The organism is Bacillus sp. D386 (assembly GCF_006346415.1).
This window is the reverse complement of sequence record NZ_VEMV01000003.1, coordinates 23,630-48,326: the sequence shown is the minus strand read 5'-3', so window position 1 is coordinate 48,326 and position 24,697 is coordinate 23,630. Positions and strand designations below refer to the sequence as shown.

Here is a 24,697-nt window from a genome sequence, read left to right as displayed (position 1 = left end):
TTACCGGGTTGTTTGGAAACTGGAAATATACGAGACCGCATGTTTACCAGCCCGTCGACCAAATACCAGACATCGAAGCACAGATGTACCACCCGGATATTTCCCGTAGTATACGCCTGAAGTTTCACCAACTGCATATAAACCCGGAATAGCAATATCGTCTCCCGTTAACACCCTTCCATCTGTATCAGTAGCTAATCCGCCATTTGTAAACACATTGCAGCAATGAACTGGGTAAGCAATATAGGGGCCTTCGTTGATAGGAATGGACCAATTGGATTTATTTAAAGTCAATCCCTTGGTTGCTAATCCATCTAACCGGTTATAGATAAATTCACCTTCCGGACAAGCGCTATTAAATTCCTCCACCGTTTTTACGAGATTCTCTGAATTCACATTTAGTTTTTCGGCCAATTGTTCAATAGAATCAGCGACAACTGCTGGTATATCTGTCTGAAGTGCTTCTTCATAGTTTGGAATCGAATACATTTTTTGATCTGTAATCATATAGGCAATATGATTTTCACAGGTATAGAAGATTTTACGGGCCACTTCTTCATATTGTTCATCAATGGTGGTTACACCCTCATCCGTAAAACGCTCTCCATTTTGATTTACTAAAATAGCATACGGAAACAACATGACTCCGGCTTCCTCACGTTTACTGCGTGGATCAACCGTTTCAGCGTGGAAGGAATCAAATTGGCCATTCCCCGCTGCCCCAATATTTAAAGCCATTCGAATAGCTTCACCTTTATTAAAGAGCCCTCCTTCTGATACGGGAGGTATTTTATGAGCGTCATGGCCTATATACCGGGCCATCATTTCTTTATTTCCCTGAAATCCACCAGCAGCCAAAACAACAGCATTTGTTTTCAAATGCATACTGCTTCCATCTGCAGAACGTACGAAGATTCCGTTAATAGCTCCTTCATCATTTAGGGACAAATTCCAGGCTGCTGCTTCATAAATAATTTCTACTCCCAAAGCACGGGCACGCTGACTTAGGGTATCGATGATGGCACGTCCACCCCCAACAGGCAGTAAACGCGGACGTGAAGCTGTCAAAAACATGGTTGGCAGAAAATCAAAATCCACCCCTTTTGATTCAACCCAACGCAGTGTCGGTCCTGCTTCGCTTTGTAAGGTCTCTGCATATTCGCGGCCCATCGCTTGATCCGAAAAATTCAACATGTCTTCAACGAAGTTTGGAGCAGGTGTATCAATGTTTTCCATGCGCATATAAGCTGCTGTCCACCGTGTATTCCCGCCTCGTTTTTCAAATGGCGCACGTTCGAGAATAGCAATTGACATATTTTCTCCTGATTCTTTAGCCTTTTCAGCAGCCGCCAAAGCCGTGGCTGTTCCGGCTGCACCACAACCAACAATAATTAAATCGTAATCTACTTCAGTCATCTGGAATCACCACTTTTTAAAGATTCAGAATATTTTACTTCCAATTCATTTATTTCATGTAATTTAAATAACTCCTGTCTTGTTTTCCATGAGCATATATAGTCATGAATATTTTCTTGTGATTGGTCCTGCTGCAACACTCGCAGTGCATCCATTGCCCCTTTAATGGCACCTCGTAACACTGTATTGGCACAAAGCACAATTTTATATCCCATTGCCTGGGCTTCTTCTTTTGAAATAAGAGGTGTTTTACCGCCTTCCACCAAGTTTAATATTAAAGGAATATCCGGCACTAACTTTGGAATGGATGCTATCTGATCGATGGCAGTTGGTGCCTCAACAAATATGGCATGTGCACCAGCTTCCTTATACGCATTCGCTCGGTCAACCGCTTCTTCAATCCCATGGACCGCCAGTGCATCTGTACGCGCGATAATCGCAAAGTCTTCATCGGCCCGAGCATCAAGGGCTGCTTTTATTTTTCCTATCATCTCCTCTTTAGAGATCACTTCTTTTCCATTAAAATGACCACATTTTTTGGGCATCACCTGATCCTCGATCTGAATGGCTGCCGCACCGGCACGCTCCAATATTCTGACCGTTCTTTGCATGTTAATGGCATTGCCAAACCCCGTATCTGCATCCACTACAAGAGGAACAGTTGTTACATCAGCCATCCAGGCAACTACCTGTGCAATTTCTGTTAACGTGGTTAAACCAACATCGGCCCAACCTAGCTGGGCATTTGATATTCCTGCACCTGTCGCATATATAGCTCCAAATCCAGCTTCTTCGACTAATCGGGCAGTCATCGCATCATAAGCACCTGGCAAAATAAATGTTTCAGAACCATTTAATAAATGTTGAAACTGTTTTGTTTTTGATATCATATCAGTTCAATCCCTTAACTAATTACTTGTTCATGCTGGGTTACTCGCTGATGAAAAATGATTGTACAATCTTGATTGGAGAATTCTCGATTAAAAAGTATAGTGTGGCAATCCTGTACATAAATTGTTTGCGAAACCATTCTTCCTTCAAAAATAATGCTTACATAATACAGACCTTTTTCAGGAAGTGTATAATACGGCGCAACGCCTTCTTTAAAGGAGTATTTGACTTGATAAGGCTTGCCCAGTAACTTTGTGACGGTGTCGATCTGACCATTTTGAAGAAGTTCCCGGATGTTGGTTGAACTCACCTTTGAGCCATACATCTCAAACTTTTCAACAACTTCAACACCAATCTTAAACTGACTGTGCGGGGCAATCGTATGAATGGTGCCAGCTCCCCTTTTACCATAGGTGTAATCAAAGCCAGCCACAGCATGTTTCACTTGCATCTTCACTAAATATTCTTGTACAAATGTTTCTGGTGAAAGAGCAGCAAAGTCCTTCGTGAACTCAGTAATATAAAAAATATCTACACCCAACTCTTTTAGCCGCTCTGCCTTTTGTTCCATTGGCATTAAATAATCAACTTCCTGGTTTGAAAACACCGTTTTGGGGTGTGGAAAGAAACTCATTACGGCAAGAGAACAATCTTTCTCATTTGCTATTTCTTTAGCACGCATAATTACTTTTTGATGACCTCTATGAACTCCATCAAAAAATCCTAAAGCCATGACATTCTGCTGACTATTCTCCTGCACTATGGATAGATTTTTCTCGTTGACAATAATCGTTTTCATATTCCTCCCCTGCCTTTTTAGGTATTACCGCGCTTCGATAGTAATATTGTTAAGCTCTTTATCCTGGACGGTATCTCCCCAATATGTGTTACATAATGAGCGTTCTTCCAATGTCCATTCAACCGGCTCCCAGTCTGGTTCAAAAATTAAATAACCGCCGGAAAACAGTTCCACCCGGCAGCCACTGCCCGGGTCCATGACATATAAGTAAATTGCTTGTGATGCACCATGTTTTCCAGGACCGATAAACGTCATTCCGTTTTCTTTTAAAATATCAGCTGCACGTAAAATATCCTGCGAATCATCCAACCAGTATGAAATATGGTGTAGGCGTGCAGGGGTTGGTAACGTGTCTTTCTTTAATAAGGCAACATCATGTACCAATGCGGTAACACTTAACCATCCTGCCAAAATCCCCTCATCCCCACGCATATACTCTCTCATATTGAATCCTAAGACATCGATTAAAAAGTCATAAGATTGATCAGCATCAGTAGATGTGTGTATATTAACATGATCAAAACGACGTGGAGAGATCCCTTTCCTCCATGACTTATAAACTTGATTTTTCAAAACGGAAGCATGCCCATTGAGTGCCTTTGGCTTTTCAACATCATAATACAATTCAAAAGTATGGCCACTTGGCATTTTAAAACGTATGGACTCTCCAATACCTACTGTTGTCCCTTTTGGATATTCTGTTACTTCAACCTCTTGATCTGCCAGCAGCTGTTTAAATCCCTGCAGACATTGAGGTGTTTTTGTACGCCAGCCGATCCGCTTAATGTAACCGCTGTCACCAGCTTCGACACTTAATGTATGATGTTGAAAATCACTGTACGCGCGTAAATAATGGACACCATCTACTTCTTCTGTTTCTTCCAAACCAATGACTTCTTTAAAAAAGAATAATGACTTCTCTAAATCACTTGTCACAAGTGCAACATGCCCAAGCTTTGCAATTTCCGGCTTCATCTTCTCCATGACCTCCTTGCTACAATTCTATTTATCTGAGCCTTCCGCTTACTTCGTTTTAATCTTACAAAACAACAATACGGATAGCTACACAGCATTTTTCTTAAAACTAATTGATTTTCCATAAAAATATACCGAATTTTATCTCTTACTATTTTCATTATTCAGTGCAAATTCATAGTTTGCTACACCGATAGATTCAATCTTCATTTGTAATAAATAACCCGCAAACGGTTCCTGCTTCACTTTTTCTTCAGAAAGTGGTTCATAGGCCGTGGTAACAAATAAGGTATCCATTTTCTCTCCGCCAATCGTACACGAAGATATATGGGATAAGGGAATCACAATTTCCTTAATAACCTGCATCTTCCTCGGATTGATACAAACAATACGAGTCGGCTTTTTTGAAATGGATGCCACAATTCCACCTTTAAAAAGGGAAACCCACAAGTTTCCCTCTCCATCTACTGCCATGCCAGCAGGAAACCCTTCATCCATCTCAAATGTATACACAATTTTTTCAAATTGAATCTGATCGTTTTCCATAAGTTGATATTGGTAAATAGAGTATTTCGACGAATCAATATGATAAAATTTATTTGTTTTCCTGTCCCAATCTAATCCATTAGATAGCGTGATTCCATCCACTTGTACTGAAACATTACCGAACGTATTTATACAATATAATTTTGAATTCGAAAAAGGATATTGCGAAAAGGCAGTATGAGGTGATTCTTTAAAGCTTTTAAAAAAGCCATCCGATGAACCAACCCAAATTTGTCCATCAGGTCCACACTTTCCATCATTCAAATAACACATATTATTCCATGATTCCTGTATAACAAAAGGAGACTTAATTCCCTGTTTAAAGTTTAAATGATATAAACCGTCTTTATATATACCAATAAATCTTCCATCCTTTAATGGAATGATCGCCTTAATCCAGCCTAAAGCATCATATACATTCTCTTGTTCAGTTGCGGGATTATACGTAATAATTCGTTTAGAAGCGATATCCAGCCACATAATTCCATACGCTTCGTGCCAAATGGGGCCTTTACCAAATTTGGCACGATACTGTCCACATTTTTTCATATTTTCATCACCTACGTTTATGGATAGTGTGTCAATTTAATCGAAGTTCTTCTATTCACCATCCCTCATTAAAATTTAACTGCATGAAATCCATTTACTCGGATGTCCGTGCCTTACAGAAGCCATCATCACCATAATCTAAAAACCAGTAAAGTATTTCCCCTACCACCTGAAACCTTATCTGCCAATTAATCTTACAAATGGTAAAATTCTTAGTGGAACTACCATTCATGATTCAAAAAATCGATAGAATTTGAAAAAAGAAGAAAGATCGCTAATTAATCTTCCTTCTTTTCTCTTAGAGATTGCTATAGATCTATTTAGCTAACATTAATTGCTGGGCAACTTCATAAATAAGATCCTCTTGTCCCCCAACCGTTTTGCGTTCACCCAATTCTATTAAAATCTCTCGTTCGTCCACTCCAAATTGTCGGGCAGCTTTTTCTGTATGTAATAAGAAGCTTGAGTAAACTCCCGCATAGCCCATAATAAGGCTGGAACCTGAGATTTCTTGCGGTCTTGGCAGGATGGGCGCAACCATCTTATTGGCAACATCGATTATGTTATATAAATCAACACCCGTTTGAATACCAAGTCTTTGCAAAACAGCTACCAGGACTTCTGTTTGTGTATTGCCGCTGCCCGCCCCAAGTGCACGTAGTGAGCCGTCGATATACGTGGCACCTGCTTCAATCGCGGCTAATGAATTAGCCATAGCCAGAGATAGATTGTTATGTGCATGGAAACCAATTTCAATTCCGACATTTTCTTTCAATGCACGGATCCGCTCTGTCACCTGATGAGGTAACATATTTCCTGCCGAATCGGTCACATATACGATCTCAGCTCCATAGCTCTCAAATAATTGAGCCTGCTTCACGATAACATCTGTCGGTGCCATATGGGCCATCATTAAAAAACCAACCGTTTTCAAACCTAATTCACGGCTCATGGCTATATGTTGCGCTCCAATATCAGCTTCCGTTACATGTGTCGCAATTCTTGCCATTTTAGCACCTGCTTTTACCGCCTCTTTCAGGTCATCTTTAATCCCAATTCCCGGAATGAGTAACACAGCCACTTTTGCATTGGTGCATTCTTCTACCGCAGCTTCTATTAATTTCAGTTCATCAACCGCAGATAGACCATATTGCAGACTTGAACCACCTAGTCCATCTCCATGTGCCACTTCGAAATATTCAATATTCGCTCGCTCCAGACCACTCGCAATATTCCGGACTTGTTGCTCTGTGAAAGCATGTTTCATTGAATGGCTCCCATCACGTAAGGATACGTCTAATACGTGAATATCTCTCATGAAATAGCACCTCCCTGCATCACAATGTTCTTCGCCATTTCATTAGCTACACGGGCAGCCGCAGCTGTCATTATATCCAGATTCCCAGAATAGGAAGGGAAGAAATCTCCTGCACCCTCTACTTCGAGGAATACAGAAACCTTATTCCCTTCAAAAATAGGTTCTCCCCGCAGCCGATAACCAGGTACATATTGTTGAACTTCTTTAATCATTGTTTGAATGGACTGTGTAATTTCCGCTTCCTGTCCTGACGCTTCCACAATGGCATGAACCGTATCGCGCATGATAATCGGCGGTTCTGCTGGATTTAATATAATGATTGCTTTACCTTTCTTAGCTCCTCCGACAACTTCTATTGCTTTAGAGGTTGTCCTTGTAAATTCATCAATATTGGCGCGTGTGCCAGGTCCTGCACTTTTACTTGCGACTGTTGCTATAATTTCTGCATATTCTACAGGAACAATCCGGCCAATTGCATGAACGATTGGTATCGTAGCCTGGCCTCCGCAAGTTACCAAATTGACATTATCCTTATCTAAATGTTCCATTAAATTAACCGGCGGCACCGTGTATGGTCCAATTGCCGCCGGTGTTAAATCAATCATTTTCTTTCCCGCTGATTTAACAGCTTCATAATTTGCCTTGTGAGCATAAGCGCTTGTTGCATCAAAAACGATATCGACCAGTTCCATTTTTTCAGATAAACCCTCAATACCGTTATCAATTGTGACATATCCCCGGTCACGGGCTCGCTTTAAACCTTCCGATTCAGGATCAATCCCGACCATAACTGACATTTCCAAAGCATCGCATCGTTCGATTTTATACATTAAATCTGTCCCGATATTTCCTGAACCAATAATTCCTACTTTCAACTTTTCCATATGCTCACCTCATTCCGTAAAAGATAGTTTCACTTCTCCATAGGAACCAAAATCCACTTCAAAGACATCTCCTGATTCAAATGGTACCGCAGCCGTAATCGCACCGGCTAAAATAAAATGCCCTGCCTTCAAAGTAATATCATAGTCTGCAAGCATATTGGCCAACCAGGCCACCGCTTTGGCCGGATTTCCCATCACTGCACTGCTCATACCTTCATCAAATACTTCACCATTCTTCTTGGCGACAACTCGAATATTAGCTAATTGCTCCAATGAAGGCACAGGGTGTTTTTCCCCCAATACTGCACCGGCAGAGGATCCATTATCTGCAACCGTATCCTGAAATTTAAATTGCCAATTCTTAATACGGCTATCAATGATTTCAATGGCAGGGACAATTGCCTCAGTCGCTGCCAAAACTTGTTCACTGGTCACATCAGGACCTTTTAAATCTTCCTTCAAAACAAAGGCCAGCTCAAATTCAACTTTCGGTTCAATAAATCGAGAAACCGAAAGTGTCTGTCTATTTTCAAATACCATCGTATTTAAAATATGCCCAAAATCAGGAGTATCGACATTAAACATCGTTTGCATAACTTTACTTGTTAAACCAATCTTCATTCCTACCAAATGTGCATCTTTTAACTTCTCATTAATTTGCAAAAGCTGAATACGATAAGCATCGTCAACCGAGAGATCGGTTGACGATGTAAAAGGTTCAATCGGTGTTTTCAAACGTTCAGCTACAAGTAAATCGAAAGCTGCTTTTTGAATATCCAATTTAAATGGCCTCCTTAAACGGTTACAGACTCTAATAACCTGTATTGCCCCGCAAAGAATACAAGGGGATTTTTATCTTCAAGCTGGATTGCCCGGACTTTACCAATAAATAAGGTATGGTCTCCTTCAACATACTCTGAAACAACGTCACAACTAATCTGTGCCAAAACACCGCTTAATACCGGAACATCCGCCAATCGATCAAATGTAATAGCAGCACCGTCTTTCTTCTGTCCAGCAAAAATCATTGAATAGTCTTGTTGATCCTCTGCCAGAATATTGACCGCAAACTGTTTACTTTCACGGATTTTATTTAAACAACGCGCTTTTTCACCGATTGAAATGACAACCAATTTCGGATCGAGTGAGACGGACATAAATGCATTTGCTGTCATACCGTGAGCCTGTCCTTCATGCTCTGTTGTTATGACGGTCACGCCCGTAGCAAACTTACTCATTGCATTTCGAAATAAACGATCATCCATTTGGTTAACCTCCTTTTTATGCTTTAATGGTTGGATTGTTTTCAGTATTGGCGTCCATTTGGTCTCCCCAATAGGTGAAACCAATCTCCATTTCTTCGACTGTCCAACGAATTGGCTCCCAATCCGGTTCAAAAATGAGATAACCATTTGTGAAGATCTCCAGCCTTACCCCACTGCCTGGATCAATGGCATAAATATACATAGCCTGCGAGATTCCGTGCTTCCCTGGTCCTTTGAAGTAAATTCCATTCTCCTTCAAAATATCAGCTGCACGCAATAAATCCTGTGCGTTATCCAACCAATAGGCAATATGGTGAACTTCATGTGTGGATGGTGAATTCGGATCAAAGCTAAATGCAATATCATGGACAAGCGGTGTCACACTTAACCAGGCACCTACATAGGTACCGTCCGGTGCTTCTACATATTCCCGTAAATTGAAACCTAAGTGTTCTTGCATAAAATCGGATAGCTCGTTAGCCGGAAGAGAGCTTAATAGATTAACATGGTCAATCCTTCGGGGTGAAACCCCACGATTCCAAGACTTATGTGTTTGGTTTTTTAATACAGAACGTGTTTCAGGTGAAGCCAAGGTTTTTTCCATATCGAAGTAAATTTCAAATGTATGATTACTAGGGAGTTTAAAGCGAAATGCCTTCCCCTGTCCTTTTTCTGCCCCTTCTTCTACCCATTCGATTGTCATACCACTATTTTGCAACTGCTCCGCAAATAGATCCACATCTTCACGACGTTTTGTACGCCAGGCAATATGATCCAAATGGGATTCTTCTCCTGCACGAATCGTTAATGTATGATGCTCAAAGTCCCCCCAAGCACGCAAATAATGCACACCATCCTGAACATCTGTTTCTTCCAAACCAATAACTTCTTTAAAGAACCATAATGATTTCTCTAAATCTGTACTTACTAATCCAAAATGCCCTAATTTTGAAATTTCCGGTTTACTCATTTTCCCTACCTCCTATTTATCAATCAAGCAAAATACGTATTTGGTTCCAAATCACACATAGTGCGTCCATATGTCTCTAATAAACTCGATGGAGTAATGAAGCCGTGTAAATGCATAGAAATAAAATCACGATAAAAGGTTTGGAATACATTATTATTGTAAGCAAATACAGATCCTGCTCCTGCAAGCATGAGATCAAAAGCTTCTTTGCAGAGCTGGTTGGCATATCCAAACATAGCTTTGATTCGAATACTTTCCTTTTGTGTGAAATCCTGTCCGCGTGTTGAATAATCATCTAAATCATTGATAGCTTGATTAAACAGCATGCGAGCACATTCCAGTTTCATATCAGTCTCAGAAATTTGTAAATGTGTCACGGCAGCCTCGCTCATTTTGGAATAAAAGGTATTTCCAATGCTTGCTTTTGACACACGCTCCTTATGTAGATCAAGTCCACCTTGGGCAATTCCCAGTGCTGGGGCTGCAATAGACAAGGTTAAGGATGGCACAAACGGCGTTCGATATAATGGATTCCCCTGTAATTCTTCAATAATATAGTGACCTTGCTGTGCCAGTCGATCTAATGACACACGATGGTCAGGAATAAAGACATCCTTGACTACTACACTATTACTGCCTGAACCACGTAAACCAACTACATTCCAGTCATCCATTACTTCTACATCTCTCCGTGGGATGACTAAAATCGCCATTTCTACTCCGCCATTCCCATCATCTACCGGTGCCCCAAAGTAGAACCAGTCTGCATATGGAGATCCAGAAACAAATGGCCATTGTGCATCTTTGATAAAATAACCACCATCGACCTTTTCAATATCAATACGAATCGGTTTGAAGTTCCCGGCTAGAACGACATCCTGGTCACGATTCTGTCCAAAAATCTCGTGCAGAGCTTCGCGCCCAAATGCATATGAAATCATGTAATCACGAATATTGCTTAACGATACGAACCAGCCGGCTGACGGATTTCCGCGGCTAATTTCTGTGACTACATCAAAATACGTACGCATATCTGTTTCAAAGCCTCCGAACATTTTTGGTCGAAGGATTTTCAGTAATCCGTTCTCACGTATCGCCTGAATAATCTCGTCTGATATTTTGCTCGTTTGATCAATTTCAAGGGTTGCATCACGTAATTGCTTTTGCAGCGAACGCGCCTTTTCGATTAATACCTCGCTGATTTCTTCTCTTTTTACGATAGTTTCACTCATAAGTTCACCCCCACTTTTTGAATATTCTTAAATTTCAACTTGCGTTTTATCCTTTGTAAAGAAATGTTTGGTTGCGTGTAAAAACTCCTCACGTTGCTCAATCATGGCCCAGTGGCCGCATTTTTTAAATACGCGCAGTTCGGCATTTGGTAAGTGTTCTAAAGCGTAAAGGCTGCTTTGTAAAGGAACAAACCGATCGTAGTAACCATGGATTAATAAAAATTCATTTTTCATTCTCTCAAGTGCCGTTTGTGGAATCAGCATTTCGGTTAAGGATGACTTGGTAAAGTTTTCACGATAAGAACGGAAAATTTCTGGACGCTGGAACATTTCAAAACGTGCTTCGACCACTTGGGTCACGAAATCCTCCATTTTATCTAAATCATAAACGAACCAGCTTAATAGATTGCGTAAGTTCTCTTTACTCGGCTCTAAGTGGAAGTTTGTTAATTTTAGTAATTCAGGTGTCGGCTCCTTTAACAATACACCGGCGCCCATTAATACGATTTTGTTAAACCGCTCCGGAGCCTGCATATTTAAATACATGGATACGACGCCACCGAGTGAATTGCCGACTAAATTCGCTTTTTCAATATTTAAAGCATCCATTAAATCTAAAATTTGTTTGATACGCCATGACATCCACTGTACTCCGTTTTCTGGATATACTTCAGGATGATCCGTTTCTCCAAAGCCAACTAGATCAGGTGCAATGACATGGAAATCTTTCGCATAATCTTCTAAAACAAATTGCCAGTTTGCTTTTGCATTTGCCCCCGGTCCGGAACCATGAATTAATATCACAACTTCTTTATTTTCCGAACCTCCTTCATGAAAATAGGTTTCATAATCTCCGGTTTTCACTTTTCTTTGTAAAATCGTCATAAGAATCCTCCTTTGTTTACAACTACATTTTATTCACAATCGACATCTTATTTTTTCGTTTCGTACTATATAGACTCGCATTCTCCCCAGCAATTTTTCCAAATACAGAACCTGAGGTTAAACCGGCTCCGCCAGGATAATTGTCATAGTATAATCCCCCTACTATTTCACCGGCTGCGTATAAGCCTTCAATAGGCGTGAAATCATTGTGGATCACTTGCGCTCGTTTGTTAATCTTCAAACCGCCGTAAGTAAAGGTAATTCCACACGTAACTTCGTATGCTTCAAACGGCGCTTCATCAATTGGATTCGCCCAATTTGATTTAGGAACAGAAAGGCCTGTTGTTTTTTTCCCATCTAACTGGTTTGGATTAAATGGTATATTCTGATCAATCGAGTCATTATACCTCTCAATCTCTCTCAAAAAACTATCGGCATCAATGCCTTCCATTTTTTCTGCTAATTCTTCGAGTGTATTTGCAGCCACTTTTGAAACATGACGACCATTATATTCTTCACGTAAATAAGGTTTAGCTCTAGCGTCATACACTTGCCATGCATGCTGACCCGGTTGTTTTAAAATTTCACGTCCTACTTTTGCATAAATATAATTGCGAAAATCAGCAGCCTCATCAATAAAACGCTTGCCATCCTTGTTGACCATAATTCCGAATGGAAAGCTCAATTTTTGAAAACCTTCCTTATAATCAGCTAAGTATCGATCACCACTTACGGCATGTGCCGCAGACCAATTGCCGGTTGTTCGTGCACCTAATGACATGGCCATTCGCAGGCCGTCACCAACATTGTATTTACAGCCGCGTGTATGGACAGTATCCCAACCAGCCCCCAAATACTTTGTTCGCATTTCAACATTGGCATGAAAACCGCCGGATGCCAGCACGACTGCTTGACAAGCTATTTTGCGCTCTTTTCCATTCGAACGGACAATCACACCTTCAATCGTCCGATTCTCATGGACAAGCTCGACCGCTGCTGTATTATAATGAATCGTTATGCCTAAACGCTTGGCTTCATTATGCAGAGAATCTACTAAGCCCTTTCCTCCGCCCACAGCTTCAATGACCATGCCGCCCCAAAACACGAATTTCCCATTCATTTTATAAGCTTGGCGCCCATAAATCGGAAGCCATTTCACATGGTGCTCTGTTAGCCATAGTACAGTCTCATAACTCTTCTTTGTCATGATGGAAGCCAAATCGTAATCTGTGCGATAATTGGACATCCGGCACAAGTCATCAAAAAATTTTCCTTCTATATATGTCCCAAACTCCGTTATTTCGAAGTCCTTATCTGTCATTTCTGGCATTAGCGATCGAACCTGTGCTCCATCATTGTAGGCGAAGCGAATCGAACCATGTGTATAAGCCGTGTTTCCCCCTTTTTCTTCTTCTGAAGAAATTTCAAGTACCGTCACATGGGCTCCTTTTTCTGCTGCCGCAATCGCAGCACACAAAGCAGCATTTCCAGCCCCAACCACCACAATGTCTGTTGCTTCGCTCATTTTATTCACTCCTATCCATCTTGTAAGCGCTTAATAAGAGTTTCATAAAATACCTTTAAAGAATTGCTGAATAAGATTGTTGAATTCATTTTTCTTTTCAATTTGTGTCCAGTGCCCACATTTACTAAAAACGTGGAGTTGGGCATCATTTAGATGCTCTAATAAATAATAACTTGACTCAATCGAACATACTTGATCATCACGGCCATGGACCAGTAAGATCTGGTTCTTAATTCTGCGTAATGCCACGGTTGGGACTGGGACAGCAGCCGTTGAAAAAATAGAATTGTTTGAACGGCGAACTTCTTCACGCATTGCATTTTCATATCGGGAATCCGTAAGCCCATCAATGACTGGCTGCATTGCTTCCTTGTCGTAGACAAACCAGCCCATAATTTGTTGAAGTCGTTTTTTTGACGGGTTATCATAAAATGCTTTAGCACGTGCCAGCTCAAAACTTAGTTTAGTATTTGGTGTACCACCCGGCCCCATCAGGACAACTCGGTCAAAACGCTCTGGATACTCCAACAGCAATTCCAGGGCTATAGAACAACCTAATGAGTTTCCAACAACATGTACTTTCTCTAATTCATAATAATCGAGCAGCTCGATTATTTGTTCAATCCAGCAATCCATCCACATCTGCCGATTTTTAAGCGGCTCATCCGGATGATCGCTTTGGGCAAATCCATATAGATCCGGCGCTAAACAATAGAAAGAATCACCGCAATCCTGCAATGCATAACTCCAGTTAGCCAGTGATGTAACTCCTGGTCCTGAGCCGTGTAAAAATAATATGGTTTCCGTATTTCCTTTACCTGCTTCGTTTATCCATGTTGTATAATGACCAGTTTTCAAATGCTTTGATGCAATGGTTACCTCTTTTGTCGTTGTCATTTAACCATGCCTCCCTACGCTTCAATTGTTGGTATAATTAATGGATTTCCCGTAATGCTGTCTCCCCAATACGTATTGCCAAAAGCCCTTTCTTCCGGGCGCCAAACAACTGTTTCCCAGTCAGGTTCAAATATTAAATATCCACCGGTAAATAATTCAACTCTGCATCCACTTCCCGGATCAATAACATATAAATAGATAGCCTGCGAAATGCTATGCTTACCTGGTCCTATGAATTTCAGGTCCTGCTCTTTTAAAATATCAGCAGCACGCATTAAATCCCCTGAACTGTCCAACCAATAGGAGATATGATGGAAACGTGCTGTGGTTTCCAATGATTCATGAGCAACAAGTGCGACATCATGCACCAATGGAGTAACGCTCATCCAACCTGCCAATATTTTTTCATCCTCGGTTTCAATACATTCATTCATACGGAACCCTAATTCTTCAATAAAGAAATCATAAGCTGTATTCCCCGGCGCAGATGTATGAATATTGACATGATCTAAACGCCTTGGTGAAATACCCTTTGCCCATGCTTTATACGTTTGATTCTTGAGCACAGAACGTCGATGTTCTTCTACCTCTGTCTTTACGACATCATAAAACAATTCAATTCTATGCCCGGAAGCTGCCATAAATCGAATCGCTCTGCCAATACCAGGTGTCGTTCCTGCTTGCACATATTCAATCTCATAGCCCTTTTGAACCAGTCTGCTGGCAAACGAATCCACATCTTCTGCACATTTTGTGCGAAAACTGATATGTTTCACCTTGCCCTTTATGCCGGGTGAGATTGCTAATGTATGATGCTGAAAATCTCCCCAGGCTCTGAAATAGTAATGTTCGCCTACTTTTTCAGTCAGCTCTAAACCAATGATGTTTTGAAAAAAATCCACCGATTTTTCAATATCGGAAGATTCAAGAGCAACATAACCTAATTGGGCAATTCGCGGTCCCATAAGTAAGAATCCCCCTCATTTTTTATATTAAAGAACTAAGTACTGGTAAACTATATAAAAAGTTCACTAATAACTGCTTATTTTTCAATAAAATTTACTTAATAACGAACCGCATTAGGTTGTAGACCAACAAGCTGACGCCCATAATTTTCCCTGGTAATAACCGGCGACAATGAACGGTGGGAATGCAATGTAATAAAATCACGAATCAATCGCTGCATTGGGCTCGCATCATATACAAATCCTGATCCACTTGCTGCTAAAATATGTTGTACTGCCTCATTCATTAATTTGTTACTATAGCCGATATCTGCCAGCACTTTTAATCTCTCATCACTTGGCATAATTGTTTTTTTCTCTGCCCATTCATCAATTTTTTTGGCAATATTCATTAAGTAAATTTCGGCTGTTTCGATTTTTAAAGTTGCTTCAGCAATTAATGAATGCGTGCTTGCTGCATCCTTAATCATTTTTACCCCCATATGCTGGGCTGTACGATACGGCAAACTAGCATGAAACTTATCAAGCATCTCTTTTACGACCCCTAATCCCGGCAATCCAAGCGATAAAATTAAACATGGAAACAACGCAGAATGATATAATGGGATATCCCGTAAATGCTCTGATTGAAAGTTTCCATTTAAAATGTCTACAAAGGATGTACAACGATGATCGGGTATAAAAACATTCTTCATATGGACTGCATTACTGCCAGTACCACGAAGCCCCAATGTATTCCAATCATCTTCTATTTCCAAATCACTAAACGGCAGAGTTGCTAGTAACTGCTTTTCAATTTCACCTTGTTCGTTCTTCAAATACATGCCAAAATAACCCCATGTTGCATGTAAAGATCCCGAACAAAACATCCAATGTCCTTCTTCAACGAGGTAACCGCCATCAACCTTTTTCACTTCACAAGAACGTGGTTCATACACTCCGGCAAATAATACATCCTCAGGATCGTTTGCGAAAATCTCCAGATGAGCTTTTTCTGTAAATGATTCAGCCACCATCATTTCTCGTATTGCGCATAAGGAGGCAATCCATCCTGTAGACGCACAGGCTTTTGAAATTTCAACAATAACCTGGCTGTATGTTTGAATACTGACTTCAAGTCCACCATATCGTTTAGGGCGAAGCATTTTGAAAATTTGATTGTCTTTTAATTGTTTAATAGTCGATTCTGGAATTCTACGAATTTCTTCAGTTTCCGTAACACGTTTGCGAATATCATCTGCAACCGCTTTCGTTTTTGTCATAAGATCCAATTCTGTTTCTTTTAAAATTGTATCCATATGTTCAACTCCTTATCTGAATGTATCTTTAATTTATCAAACCTACTTTCATAAAAGTCTGATTAAATCATTTGAATTTTCTACCATATTTCCAATAAAAACTAACGAATACATAAATAAAACACCAAAGATATTACCTGTATCAGTCCCTCTAAGCCTATTGCATTCACCCTACCTACTCTGGCATTCCATCTATCTGTCATATGGAAAAATATCTCCTCAAATTTACAGATTATCTTTTAAGAACTTTGCATTTATAGATTATAGATAAATATTTTCTAAATTTTTATAAAATTAAAAATATATCTGCTAATATATACTGTAAGCGCTTTAATAAGAATTTATTAGTTAGAGGAGGCATTCTTATGACAACAAATTCTACTAATATAGCAGATAAAGAACTTTTTACAACAGCCAATACGATTGGACTATTACGAAAAGAATTAATAGAAACATTAGGTTTGGAGCATGCAAAAATTTTCTTACAGCGTTATGGATGGAATATCGGGGTCGCTCATGCCAAAGAAGTAGAACAGCGTCCATTAAGTTTGCGTGAAAAACTTGATAGCGCATCAGGTTACCATCTCAATTCCGGACAAATTACAGATTTAATCTCCAATCGCATTTTAGAGCTGAATCCCGATGATACGGTTCGTTTTATGCATGCAAAGGGGGTTTGGATCAATTCTTACGAGGTAACTGAACACACCAAATATTTCGGAAAAAGCCAAACCTGTATTTGCCATACATTAGCAGGCTATTCAAGTGGTTACACATCCTACTTAACCAAACGTGAAATCTATATTGTAGAAGTCACATGTAAAGCTAGAGGGGATGATGAATGTGCCTTTGAAATGCGCATGATTGAGAATTGGGATGAAGCAACACAGGCACAATTTAAAAAAATTCACCAATCCCGTATGATTGATGAACTAAACCAGACATATGAACAATTGTATGAAGAGAAAAAACTAACCGAGAAGGTATCTTCATTCCATAACAACTTAACCCTTGGAATCGCCCAAGGTATGCGAATAGAACAAATTTTAGAAACAATCTATGATAATTTAAACGTTCCAGTCATCCTTCAGGATTTAAATTTCAATACACATCACTTAATTGGAATTACTGAAGTAGAATTAAATGAGTTAACATTAGATTTTGCCAGCCAGATGCCCCAAACACGTTCAGGGAAAATTTTAATGCAGCATCTTGAGCCGATGCACTCTATTCAAGTAAACTGTGAAAAACATATTCGCCTGATCAGCCCCATCAATGTCCAAAACCAAATTATTGGATATATTTCGTTTATTTATCGGTCAACTGACCATAACTTCAAAGATGAAATAAATTTTCTACAGCGTGCAGCTAATTCCATATCACTATGTTATCTGAATGAAAAGTCGAGCTTAGAAGCAATCGAGAACATGAAAGGTTATTTTTTCGAGCAACTTTTACAACAGCAATATACTTCCAAAAGCAATATGATTTACCGCAGTTATTTACTCCAGATTGATTTAAATGAAGACTTCTATATTGGAAACTTACGCATTACCAAAAAGGGCATTCCTATTAAAGATTCCATCATGATTAATAAGATAATCCAGTCTTTTACCATTTATTTAGAAATGCATCAAATCCCTATATTTATTACAGAATTTCAGGAAGAAGTGACGTTTTTATTCCCAAAAATTGATGAAACACAAGAAATACTAAGAAATATATTAAAACACCTGCATCGTACATTCAAAAACCATGAATTCCGTATTGGATTAAGCCGGGCTATCCATGATATAGACGATATTCCAGAGGCAAAACGGCAATCCATTACATCACTTAATATCAATAAAGCAAGTAATATCATTTATTTCGAAGATACGAGTGTGATGGGATCAATCATCAACCAATCTAATAGCTCTATCATCATCGAAATTGCGCAACGTGAATTAGAGCCCATCTTGTCATTAAAGCCAAATAAAAAAGAGGAGTTTCTTAAAACTCTTTACGCATTTTTAAATAATTACGGGAATTTGCAACAAACCATGCTGGACTTGAATTTATCCATGAGCGGATTAGTCTATCGAATTCAAAAGCTAGAAGAACTACTACAAAAAGACTTAAGAAATTCCAAGCACTCCTTTGAGTTGATGTTGCTCTTAAACTCTCTAATTATTCTTGGTGAAATTGAAATTGATTAGCTCTCTTTTTTCAATAAATTTTAGTGAAATACGCAGATTTTTATATACTTTCTAAAATAGTCTAATTTACACCTTTATGCTCTTTGCCATATTGATTTTTCGTTATTTAATGGAGTAAAAAACAAATATCTTTTTACAAAATCAATGAATTTTTCCCCTAAAAATCATTGATTTATGCCTCGATTGTCTGTGCTAATATCGAGTGTAATCTAAACGTAAGGAGTTCTGCTCATCTTCATGACGATTATCGCATGAGTTGTTATAACAAGAGGATAGTAGTGAGGCTGCTTGCGTATAGAAATAGTAAAACAGGGGGTTATTAAAAGATGGCGAAGGCAAAGAGTACTGCTTTCTTGAAATTTTTAATTGTTTTAATTGCATTTCAGGACGTTGCTGCCGGGGTTGCAGGATCTATCATGGCCGATTTAATTAAAGCGTTCCCAAACTACAATCCGTCGGTAGTCATGTTAATTGCTACTATCCCAGGATTTTTTCAAATAATACCTTCATTGCTTTATGGGAAACTGGCTAATAAGTACTCAAAACGAGGATTATTATTTACAGGACTAGCCTTCTTCATCATTGGCGGTATCATGCCATTTTTCATTGATAATCTCTTTTTAATTATTGCCTTCCGTGGACTATTGGGACTTGGAGTCGGCATTACATTACCATTATCGGTTGATATTATCACAAGTTTCTTTGATGGTCGTGATCGTGATTTCTTAATTGGTTTGGGAACATCCACAGTTGCATGTATCGGAGCGATTTTCTTCCAGGTAGTCGGAGGTATGCTGGCTGATGCGTACAATTGGCAGTTTGGCTTTTTAGTTTACTTATTCCCGATCTTGATTTTAGCACTCACCTTCTTATATTTGCCTGAGCCTAAAAAACAAGAAGTACACAATGCATCCTTTAAAGAGATCCTGTTCTCTGCACCAAAAACCGTTTATGGTTTTACGATTGGCCAAGTTATCTTCACAGCATTGGTGTTTGGGTATGTAACAAATATTTCTATTATCATCCAAGCGGAAAACCTTGGGAATGCTACGGAGGCCGGTTTTGCCATCTCTTTATTCACCTTTGGTACCTTGGTTGTCGGACTTTTCTTTGGTCCCATGCGCCAACTTTGGCCAAACTTCAATATTCCCTTTGGAATTTTACTAACCGCTGTTGGTATCTTATGGTGTTATTATGCAAACACTTTAATGATGATCAATATGGCTAGTTTTCTTGGAGGAATGGGATTAGGAATTGTGATTCCAGGCGTACTCGCCCGAGTATCTGAATTGTCAAACCTTGCGAAGGGTATTTCCTTTGTAGGATTCGCTGCTGCGGCCCAAGGATTAGGTGGTATTACCAGTTCGTTTATGTACCAGTTTTTACTTAATATAACAGGCCAGGAAAACGGCCGATTCACTCTGCTTCTTGCATCTATTGGCCTATTCCTTTTAGCGATTGCTTGGTCTGCGGTCACGACTCTCATCAAAGAAAAAGACTCACAATCAAACGCAACCTCAAAGACCACACATATTATTTAACGGTAAGTATTTACCTAATTCGAGAATAAAAATGATCTCATAAGGAGAGTCCCTATGAGATCATTTTTATTTTATAGTACTTTATTGCCGAGTGATTCCGTAAATGTGGAATTCCGAGAAAAACGATATTACCAATTCCCTCCAACCTTGGTATTTTGTCCAGTCGCATAATCAGATAACGGTAAGCCAAGTTCTTCCCCCAGTTAGATTGATTCAATGATTTTTACTTAATTTCATTATGTATTTCAATAATTCTTATTCTAGTTAAGTGCCTTTTCTATCATCTACACTTAAACAAACAAATTATTTTCTGGGAGGCTATCAAAATATGGGGACAAAATTACTTCGATTCAAACAATCAGACCGTACATATTGGGGTGTTTTCAGTGAACAAATCCGCATTGTTGAACACGAGGCTGAAACCTTACATGACTTACTATCTAACGGTCGAGAGGCAATTGAGCGGGCAAAACACACCGGAACAATTATTTATACAGATGAAATCACAATCCTATCACCCGTAACAGATGATGCAAATATATTTTGTCAGGGTACAAACTATAGCGTACACCGTGAAGAAGCTGGTTTTACTAAGCAAAAGCCACCATATAACTTATTGTTCACAAAGGCATCCAGTACCTTAACATCTGCCGCTGCTGATATTATTTGCCCAACTCATGTTCAACTATTGGATTATGAAATCGAACTGGGATTAATTATTAAAACTGACATTACTGAGCCCATCCAAATTACAGAAAATAATTTAGTCCATTATATTGCTGGAATAGTGATTGCCAATGATATTTCGGCGCGTGATGTTCAAATTCTGGAACAGCAATGGTTCAAAGGAAAAAGTTATCGTGGTTTTTGTCCGGTGGGACCATATATTTATTTACTCGATGAAGATGAATTTCCTTACTTGAATCAATTGGAATTACATTTACAAATAAATGGTGAAACACGTCAAAGGGTTTTAACTGATCAATTATTATTTAAACCGACGGAAACACTGACTGAGATGTCAGAGATTTTTAATTTAAAAACTGGTGATTTAATTTTAACAGGTACCCCAGGTGGAGTATGTCTTCGTTTAAATTCTGAAATCATCAACCATATTTATGATAATACAATTTCACATCAGGATAAAATTGACCATTTTATTGAAACTCAACAAAACAATGGTTATTTAAAATCTGGAGATATCATGCTTCTCGAAATAAAAAGCACGGATGGTTCCATTGATTTAGGTGTACAAGAAAATAAAATAATACAGGCAGCTGCTGTAAAGTAAAGGGGCGTCCACATGATTCCAGTTTTCCGGTTAGGGTTTGTGACGTTTTTTCGAAAGATGTTGAGGCCATGGTCGATTACTATATCACTGTTCTCGGATGTAAGCTTGTAGAACGCGGAGGAGACGGAGTTGCCTATATCAGTACAGGTGCAGAACATCATAATATTGTCATTCAACCAAGTAACGAAAGTTTCATGGAAGGAATCGGATGGCAAGTAAATCCTGAAGTATCATTAGAATACGTTCAATCCCTTTTAGAAGAAGAAGGAATCGTAAGTGAGCTTGTCCATGATAGACAAGTTGGAATACCTGAACAATTGCAGTTGCATGATCCGGATGGAAACCGCATTTTTTTATATCATAGTATAGACTACAGCGCTCCCGGATACGCAACATCCGGTATTATTCCTACTAAATTGGGCCACTTATCAATCAGCGTAAAAGATGCGAAGAAAACGGTGGACTTCTACCACCATATTTTAGGTTTTTACAAAACCGACCGTATACTTGATTTAGCCAACTTTTTAACATGTAATGAAGATCATCATACGATTAATATCATTCAAGGTAAAAAATCGTACATGCATCATATTGCCTTTCAATTACGCAATCCCGCTCATCAATATGACAGCTCTGATATTTTAATGAAACACAATATACCAACAATTTGGGGACCCAGCCGCCATACAGCTGGTCACAATATCGCGTCTTACCATCTAGATCCCGATAAGCATGTCATTGAGTTATATACGGATATGGATAAATACATTCCTGAATTAAATATTTTGGAGCCACGCCCGTGGCACAAAGAATTACCCTTACGTCCAAAAACATGGCAATCCTTCGAACACTGGGAAACACAATTTGGCGATACATTGCCTACAGTTGAAGATTGGAAACAAGATCGCCCTAAGGCTATCTTCCCTATATAAAAACAAACTTAATTTCTGGTACCTCATGAAATGTCCCTATTTGTTGAAACCAGACAAAAAATGCTTGGATCATATAATACCAAGCATTTTTGATATCAGTAAGTTTATGTTCCCTGGGTTTAAGCGTTGAATAGGGTCAACACTTTATTCAGCTAATTCTTTTCTTTTTAGTCATCTTTCTCAGTAAAGTGTTTCTTTAAATTTCTCCGGCTTTTTTACATAGCCTTCGATGATAAATCCACATTCCGTGCAAATCATGTATTCAATCTCTGAACCTATACTTACTTTATTTTTGGGGTACATGACTCCATATCCAGTATGTTTCCCTATCCCCAGCTCTTTCTCACCACATTGAGGACATTCTTTTATTTTAGAATGTTTCATGTTAGTCCCTCCACTCGAAAATCTCAATTCATTTTCTCCATAAGGAAAACACCACAAACTGCAGTACATTACTTTTCGCCGTTTGAGAAAATCTAGGCTAGGATTTTACTTCCACAAGACGATGCTCTTCAAAAAAAGCTAAAACCCTACGATACACAGCGATTTCATTCTCCTTTTTAGAAAATCCATGTCCTTCATCCTCCATGACCATATAGGAGATATCTCTCCCCTTTTCCTTAAGAGTCTCCACAATTTGGTCTGATTCCGCCTTTACAACTCTTGGATCTTTGGCACCTTGGATAACAAGCATCGGCTTTGTCATCTGCTCAATATAAGTAATAGGTGAGTCTTCTATCAATTTCTCGCGATCTTTTTCGGGGTGACCTACCCAAGCATCCATCATTGGTTTCCAATCTTCCGGCACTGAATTAATAAAGGAAAATAAATTGGATGGACCACAAATATCTACCACTGCCTTAAAGTAATCAGCATGGCGTCCATGTAAAAGCAATGACATGTATCCACCGTAACTGCCTCCAATTAGGAAGATGTCACCTTTCTTCGTATATCCACGGTCAATTAGCCAATCTAGGCCAGCAATAATATCCAATCGGGCTCCTGCACCCCAGGCACGCTCCACCATTTTGGTGAATGTTAATCCATATCCAGTGGAACCACGGAAGTTAGGAGTAAAAACACTGTATCCATTGTCTAAGGCATATTGAAAGAATGGACCAAAACCTTTCCGTACTGCAGACTGTGGTCCCCCATGGACCCATAAAAGAGTCTCTCCGTTATCATTTTCCGGTTTTGCTTTATATAACAACGCTTCAATTGGAAGACCGTCAAAAGATGGATACGTAACAATCTCGGGTTCTACTATTTCCTCCTTCTGGATACCAGCTAGGGTATTGTCAGTAATTGCGACCCATTCATCCTCACCAATCTGTTTAAATATATTCGCAAGTGTGTTTGAACTCTTTCCGAGCAAATAAAGGGAACCAGAATTAGAAACAACCTTTTTCGTTAGGAGGTCACATGGAGGGTTCAATTTTACCCATGCTTGATTCTCAATATGATAGGCGTATAAATAATCCCGCACTCCTTTTTCAGCAGTAATATAGACTATTTTGTTTGTCTGATCGTATGTAAGATTGGTGAAGCTCTCCAGCGGCAATTCTTTAAGCTTAGTAAACTCCCTAGTTTCCAAATTAAAGCTTGCTAAATAAGAAAAATCTGCATCATAATCCGTGATTAAAAAGATCTCCTGATCCGAAACAATCACAGCATCACTTACGGTATGCTCCTTATCAGTTGGCGGAGTCAGCAGGATATGTTCATCCGCTTTTTTCACATAATAAAGAGAATTGGTATTAGAAAATTGTTTGGTATAGAGAATAACGGATTCATCCTCACTCACTTCCGCTAGAATGGTACTGCCTCCGTTCCCATCCAATACTTTCGTCTCTTCACCCGTATTCATTTGTAAGCAATAGCTACTGAGGAAGGACGCATTTTCTTTGGTAGATGTATAGTATAATCGCTCGCCGTCTTTTGATAGGAACGGATGAAAATTACGTGTATTCTCTTGAAAAACTAGCTCCTTCAAGGCACCGCCATATGTCGGCATGGCATAAAATTGAGTATTCTCATCACCGTCATGATCAAAGCCAGCTATAACGAATCTTCCTTTTGGGTCATACAGTAAATACTCAGATGGCTGATCATTGAAGGTCAGCCGATACGGAAAAGCAATAGGCATATTCATCGCCCAAAGATTATATTTTCCACTTATATTGGTACTGATGATAATCTGTTTTTCATCGGGGCTGACAGCAAAATCAATTATAGAAACGGTTCGCAGCAATTGTTCTACATCTGGCTTTGGAAATGTAAACATAGACATACTCCTCATATTCATTTTTTTGTGATACCC

22 protein-coding genes and 1 pseudogene are annotated in these 24,697 nt (G+C 39.3%); 5 read left to right on the top strand and 18 right to left on the bottom strand.

Annotated features, from left to right (window positions below; all coding sequences use genetic code 11):
* The 16 genes from FHY45_RS09005 to FHY45_RS08930 form a co-directional block, all read right to left on the bottom strand.
* Positions 1-1,416: an FAD-binding protein gene (locus FHY45_RS09005; protein WP_139891673.1), complete on the bottom strand. Its 1,416-nt coding sequence runs from the start codon at positions 1,414-1,416 to the stop codon at positions 1-3.
* Positions 1,413-2,306: an isocitrate lyase/PEP mutase family protein gene (locus FHY45_RS09000; RefSeq protein ID WP_225983586.1), complete on the bottom strand. Its 894-nt coding sequence runs from the start codon at positions 2,304-2,306 to the stop codon at positions 1,413-1,415. Before FHY45_RS09000 ends, FHY45_RS09005 begins: the two co-directional genes overlap by 4 nt.
* Positions 2,307-2,320: 14 nt before the next feature.
* Positions 2,321-3,106, bottom strand: coding sequence for an FAD synthetase family protein (locus FHY45_RS08995; RefSeq protein WP_139891671.1), 786 nt, complete (start codon positions 3,104-3,106; stop codon positions 2,321-2,323).
* Positions 3,107-3,130: 24 nt separating this feature from the next.
* Positions 3,131-4,081 (bottom strand): VOC family protein, encoded by a 951-nt coding sequence (locus FHY45_RS08990; protein WP_139891669.1) that lies wholly within the window; start codon positions 4,079-4,081, stop codon positions 3,131-3,133.
* Between the two features lie 141 nt (positions 4,082-4,222).
* A complete protein-coding gene (locus tag FHY45_RS08985) occupies positions 4,223-5,176 on the bottom strand; it encodes an SMP-30/gluconolactonase/LRE family protein (protein WP_139891667.1) in 954 nt (317 codons plus the stop codon).
* A gap of 316 nt (positions 5,177-5,492) precedes the next feature.
* A complete protein-coding gene (gene dmpG / locus FHY45_RS08980; RefSeq protein ID WP_139891665.1) occupies positions 5,493-6,494 on the bottom strand; it encodes a 4-hydroxy-2-oxovalerate aldolase in 1,002 nt (333 codons plus the stop codon).
* The gene (locus tag FHY45_RS08975; RefSeq protein ID WP_139891663.1) at positions 6,491-7,378 is read right to left on the bottom strand and encodes an acetaldehyde dehydrogenase (acetylating); all 888 of its coding nucleotides are present in this window, start codon (positions 7,376-7,378) and stop codon (positions 6,491-6,493) included. Before FHY45_RS08975 ends, dmpG begins: the two co-directional genes overlap by 4 nt.
* A gap of 9 nt (positions 7,379-7,387) precedes the next feature.
* A complete protein-coding gene (locus tag FHY45_RS08970; RefSeq protein WP_139891661.1) occupies positions 7,388-8,158 on the bottom strand; it encodes a 2-keto-4-pentenoate hydratase in 771 nt (256 codons plus the stop codon).
* A gap of 14 nt (positions 8,159-8,172) precedes the next feature.
* Positions 8,173-8,643, bottom strand: coding sequence for a flavin reductase family protein (locus FHY45_RS08965; RefSeq protein WP_139891659.1), 471 nt, complete (start codon positions 8,641-8,643; stop codon positions 8,173-8,175).
* Positions 8,644-8,659: 16 nt separating this feature from the next.
* A complete protein-coding gene (locus FHY45_RS08960; protein WP_139891657.1) occupies positions 8,660-9,613 on the bottom strand; it encodes a VOC family protein in 954 nt (317 codons plus the stop codon).
* 23 nt (positions 9,614-9,636) lie between these two features.
* Positions 9,637-10,845, bottom strand: coding sequence for an acyl-CoA dehydrogenase family protein (locus FHY45_RS08955; protein WP_139891655.1), 1,209 nt, complete (start codon positions 10,843-10,845; stop codon positions 9,637-9,639).
* Positions 10,846-10,872: 27 nt separating this feature from the next.
* Positions 10,873-11,730: an alpha/beta fold hydrolase gene (locus FHY45_RS08950; RefSeq protein WP_139891653.1), complete on the bottom strand. Its 858-nt coding sequence runs from the start codon at positions 11,728-11,730 to the stop codon at positions 10,873-10,875.
* A 22-nt stretch (positions 11,731-11,752) separates the two neighbouring features.
* Positions 11,753-13,255: an FAD-dependent tricarballylate dehydrogenase TcuA gene (gene tcuA / locus FHY45_RS08945; RefSeq protein WP_139891650.1), complete on the bottom strand. Its 1,503-nt coding sequence runs from the start codon at positions 13,253-13,255 to the stop codon at positions 11,753-11,755.
* A gap of 42 nt (positions 13,256-13,297) precedes the next feature.
* Positions 13,298-14,152 carry an alpha/beta fold hydrolase gene (locus FHY45_RS08940; protein ID WP_139891648.1) on the bottom strand — a complete coding sequence of 285 codons (855 nt, stop codon included), beginning with the start codon at positions 14,150-14,152 and terminating at the stop codon, positions 13,298-13,300.
* A gap of 14 nt (positions 14,153-14,166) precedes the next feature.
* The gene (locus FHY45_RS08935) at positions 14,167-15,117 is read right to left on the bottom strand and encodes a VOC family protein (RefSeq protein WP_139891646.1); all 951 of its coding nucleotides are present in this window, start codon (positions 15,115-15,117) and stop codon (positions 14,167-14,169) included.
* Positions 15,118-15,215: 98 nt separating this feature from the next.
* Entirely contained in the window at positions 15,216-16,415 is a 1,200-nt protein-coding gene (locus FHY45_RS08930; protein ID WP_139891644.1) for an acyl-CoA dehydrogenase family protein, read from the bottom strand.
* 365 nt (positions 16,416-16,780) lie between these two features.
* Here FHY45_RS08930 and FHY45_RS08925 point away from each other — a divergent pair, with 365 nt between their 5' ends.
* The 5 genes and pseudogenes from FHY45_RS08925 (at position 16,781) to FHY45_RS08910 (ending at position 22,377) form a co-directional block, all read left to right on the top strand.
* Complete coding sequence (locus FHY45_RS08925; protein ID WP_139891642.1) at positions 16,781-18,613, top strand: XylR N-terminal domain-containing protein; 1,833 nt, start codon at positions 16,781-16,783, stop codon at positions 18,611-18,613.
* Between the two features lie 326 nt (positions 18,614-18,939).
* Complete coding sequence (locus tag FHY45_RS08920; protein ID WP_139891640.1) at positions 18,940-20,154, top strand: MFS transporter; 1,215 nt, start codon at positions 18,940-18,942, stop codon at positions 20,152-20,154.
* Positions 20,155-20,482: 328 nt separating this feature from the next.
* On the top strand, positions 20,483-21,445 hold the full coding sequence (locus tag FHY45_RS08915) for a fumarylacetoacetate hydrolase family protein (protein ID WP_139891638.1): 963 nt from the start codon (positions 20,483-20,485) through the stop codon (positions 21,443-21,445).
* Between the two features lie 50 nt (positions 21,446-21,495).
* Positions 21,496-21,783 (top strand): annotated as a pseudogene (locus FHY45_RS21225) (VOC family protein); the annotation flags it as partial.
* The gene (locus FHY45_RS08910; protein WP_373925474.1) at positions 21,763-22,377 is read left to right on the top strand and encodes a VOC family protein; all 615 of its coding nucleotides are present in this window, start codon (positions 21,763-21,765) and stop codon (positions 22,375-22,377) included. The pseudogene FHY45_RS21225 and the gene FHY45_RS08910, both read left to right, overlap by 21 nt.
* 180 nt (positions 22,378-22,557) lie before the next feature.
* Here the strand turns inward: FHY45_RS08910 and FHY45_RS08905 are convergent, their stop codons facing one another.
* On the bottom strand, positions 22,558-22,761 hold the full coding sequence (locus FHY45_RS08905) for a transcription initiation factor TFIIIB (protein ID WP_139891634.1): 204 nt from the start codon (positions 22,759-22,761) through the stop codon (positions 22,558-22,560).
* Between the two features lie 97 nt (positions 22,762-22,858).
* On the bottom strand, positions 22,859-24,661 hold the full coding sequence (locus FHY45_RS08900) for a S9 family peptidase (protein WP_139891632.1): 1,803 nt from the start codon (positions 24,659-24,661) through the stop codon (positions 22,859-22,861).
* Between the last annotated feature and the right edge of the window lie 36 nt (positions 24,662-24,697).

Bases quoted from the DNA above. Each gene is read 5' to 3' on its own strand.
- FHY45_RS09005 (WP_139891673.1), bottom strand. From the start codon at position 1,416: ATGACTGAAGTAGATTACGATTTAATTATTGTTGGTTGTGGTGCAGCC.
- FHY45_RS09000 (WP_225983586.1), bottom strand. From the start codon at position 2,306: ATGATATCAAAAACAAAACAGTTTCAACATTTATTAAATGGTTCTGAA.
- FHY45_RS08995 (WP_139891671.1), bottom strand. From the start codon at position 3,106: ATGAAAACGATTATTGTCAACGAGAAAAATCTATCCATAGTGCAGGAG.
- FHY45_RS08990 (WP_139891669.1), bottom strand. From the start codon at position 4,081: ATGAAGCCGGAAATTGCAAAGCTTGGGCATGTTGCACTTGTGACAAGT.
- FHY45_RS08985 (WP_139891667.1), bottom strand. From the start codon at position 5,176: ATGAAAAAATGTGGACAGTATCGTGCCAAATTTGGTAAAGGCCCCATT.
- dmpG (WP_139891665.1), bottom strand. From the start codon at position 6,494: ATGAGAGATATTCACGTATTAGACGTATCCTTACGTGATGGGAGCCAT.
- FHY45_RS08975 (WP_139891663.1), bottom strand. From the start codon at position 7,378: ATGGAAAAGTTGAAAGTAGGAATTATTGGTTCAGGAAATATCGGGACA.
- FHY45_RS08965 (WP_139891659.1), bottom strand. From the start codon at position 8,643: ATGGATGATCGTTTATTTCGAAATGCAATGAGTAAGTTTGCTACGGGC.
- FHY45_RS08960 (WP_139891657.1), bottom strand. From the start codon at position 9,613: ATGAGTAAACCGGAAATTTCAAAATTAGGGCATTTTGGATTAGTAAGT.
- FHY45_RS08955 (WP_139891655.1), bottom strand. From the start codon at position 10,845: ATGAGTGAAACTATCGTAAAAAGAGAAGAAATCAGCGAGGTATTAATC.
- FHY45_RS08950 (WP_139891653.1), bottom strand. From the start codon at position 11,730: ATGACGATTTTACAAAGAAAAGTGAAAACCGGAGATTATGAAACCTAT.
- tcuA (WP_139891650.1), bottom strand. From the start codon at position 13,255: ATGAGCGAAGCAACAGACATTGTGGTGGTTGGGGCTGGAAATGCTGCT.
- FHY45_RS08940 (WP_139891648.1), bottom strand. From the start codon at position 14,152: ATGACAACGACAAAAGAGGTAACCATTGCATCAAAGCATTTGAAAACT.
- FHY45_RS08935 (WP_139891646.1), bottom strand. From the start codon at position 15,117: ATGGGACCGCGAATTGCCCAATTAGGTTATGTTGCTCTTGAATCTTCC.
- FHY45_RS08930 (WP_139891644.1), bottom strand. From the start codon at position 16,415: ATGGATACAATTTTAAAAGAAACAGAATTGGATCTTATGACAAAAACG.
- FHY45_RS08925 (WP_139891642.1), top strand. From the start codon at position 16,781: ATGACAACAAATTCTACTAATATAGCAGATAAAGAACTTTTTACAACA.
- FHY45_RS08920 (WP_139891640.1), top strand. From the start codon at position 18,940: ATGGCGAAGGCAAAGAGTACTGCTTTCTTGAAATTTTTAATTGTTTTA.
- FHY45_RS08915 (WP_139891638.1), top strand. From the start codon at position 20,483: ATGGGGACAAAATTACTTCGATTCAAACAATCAGACCGTACATATTGG.
- FHY45_RS08905 (WP_139891634.1), bottom strand. From the start codon at position 22,761: ATGAAACATTCTAAAATAAAAGAATGTCCTCAATGTGGTGAGAAAGAG.
- FHY45_RS08900 (WP_139891632.1), bottom strand. From the start codon at position 24,661: ATGTTTACATTTCCAAAGCCAGATGTAGAACAATTGCTGCGAACCGTT.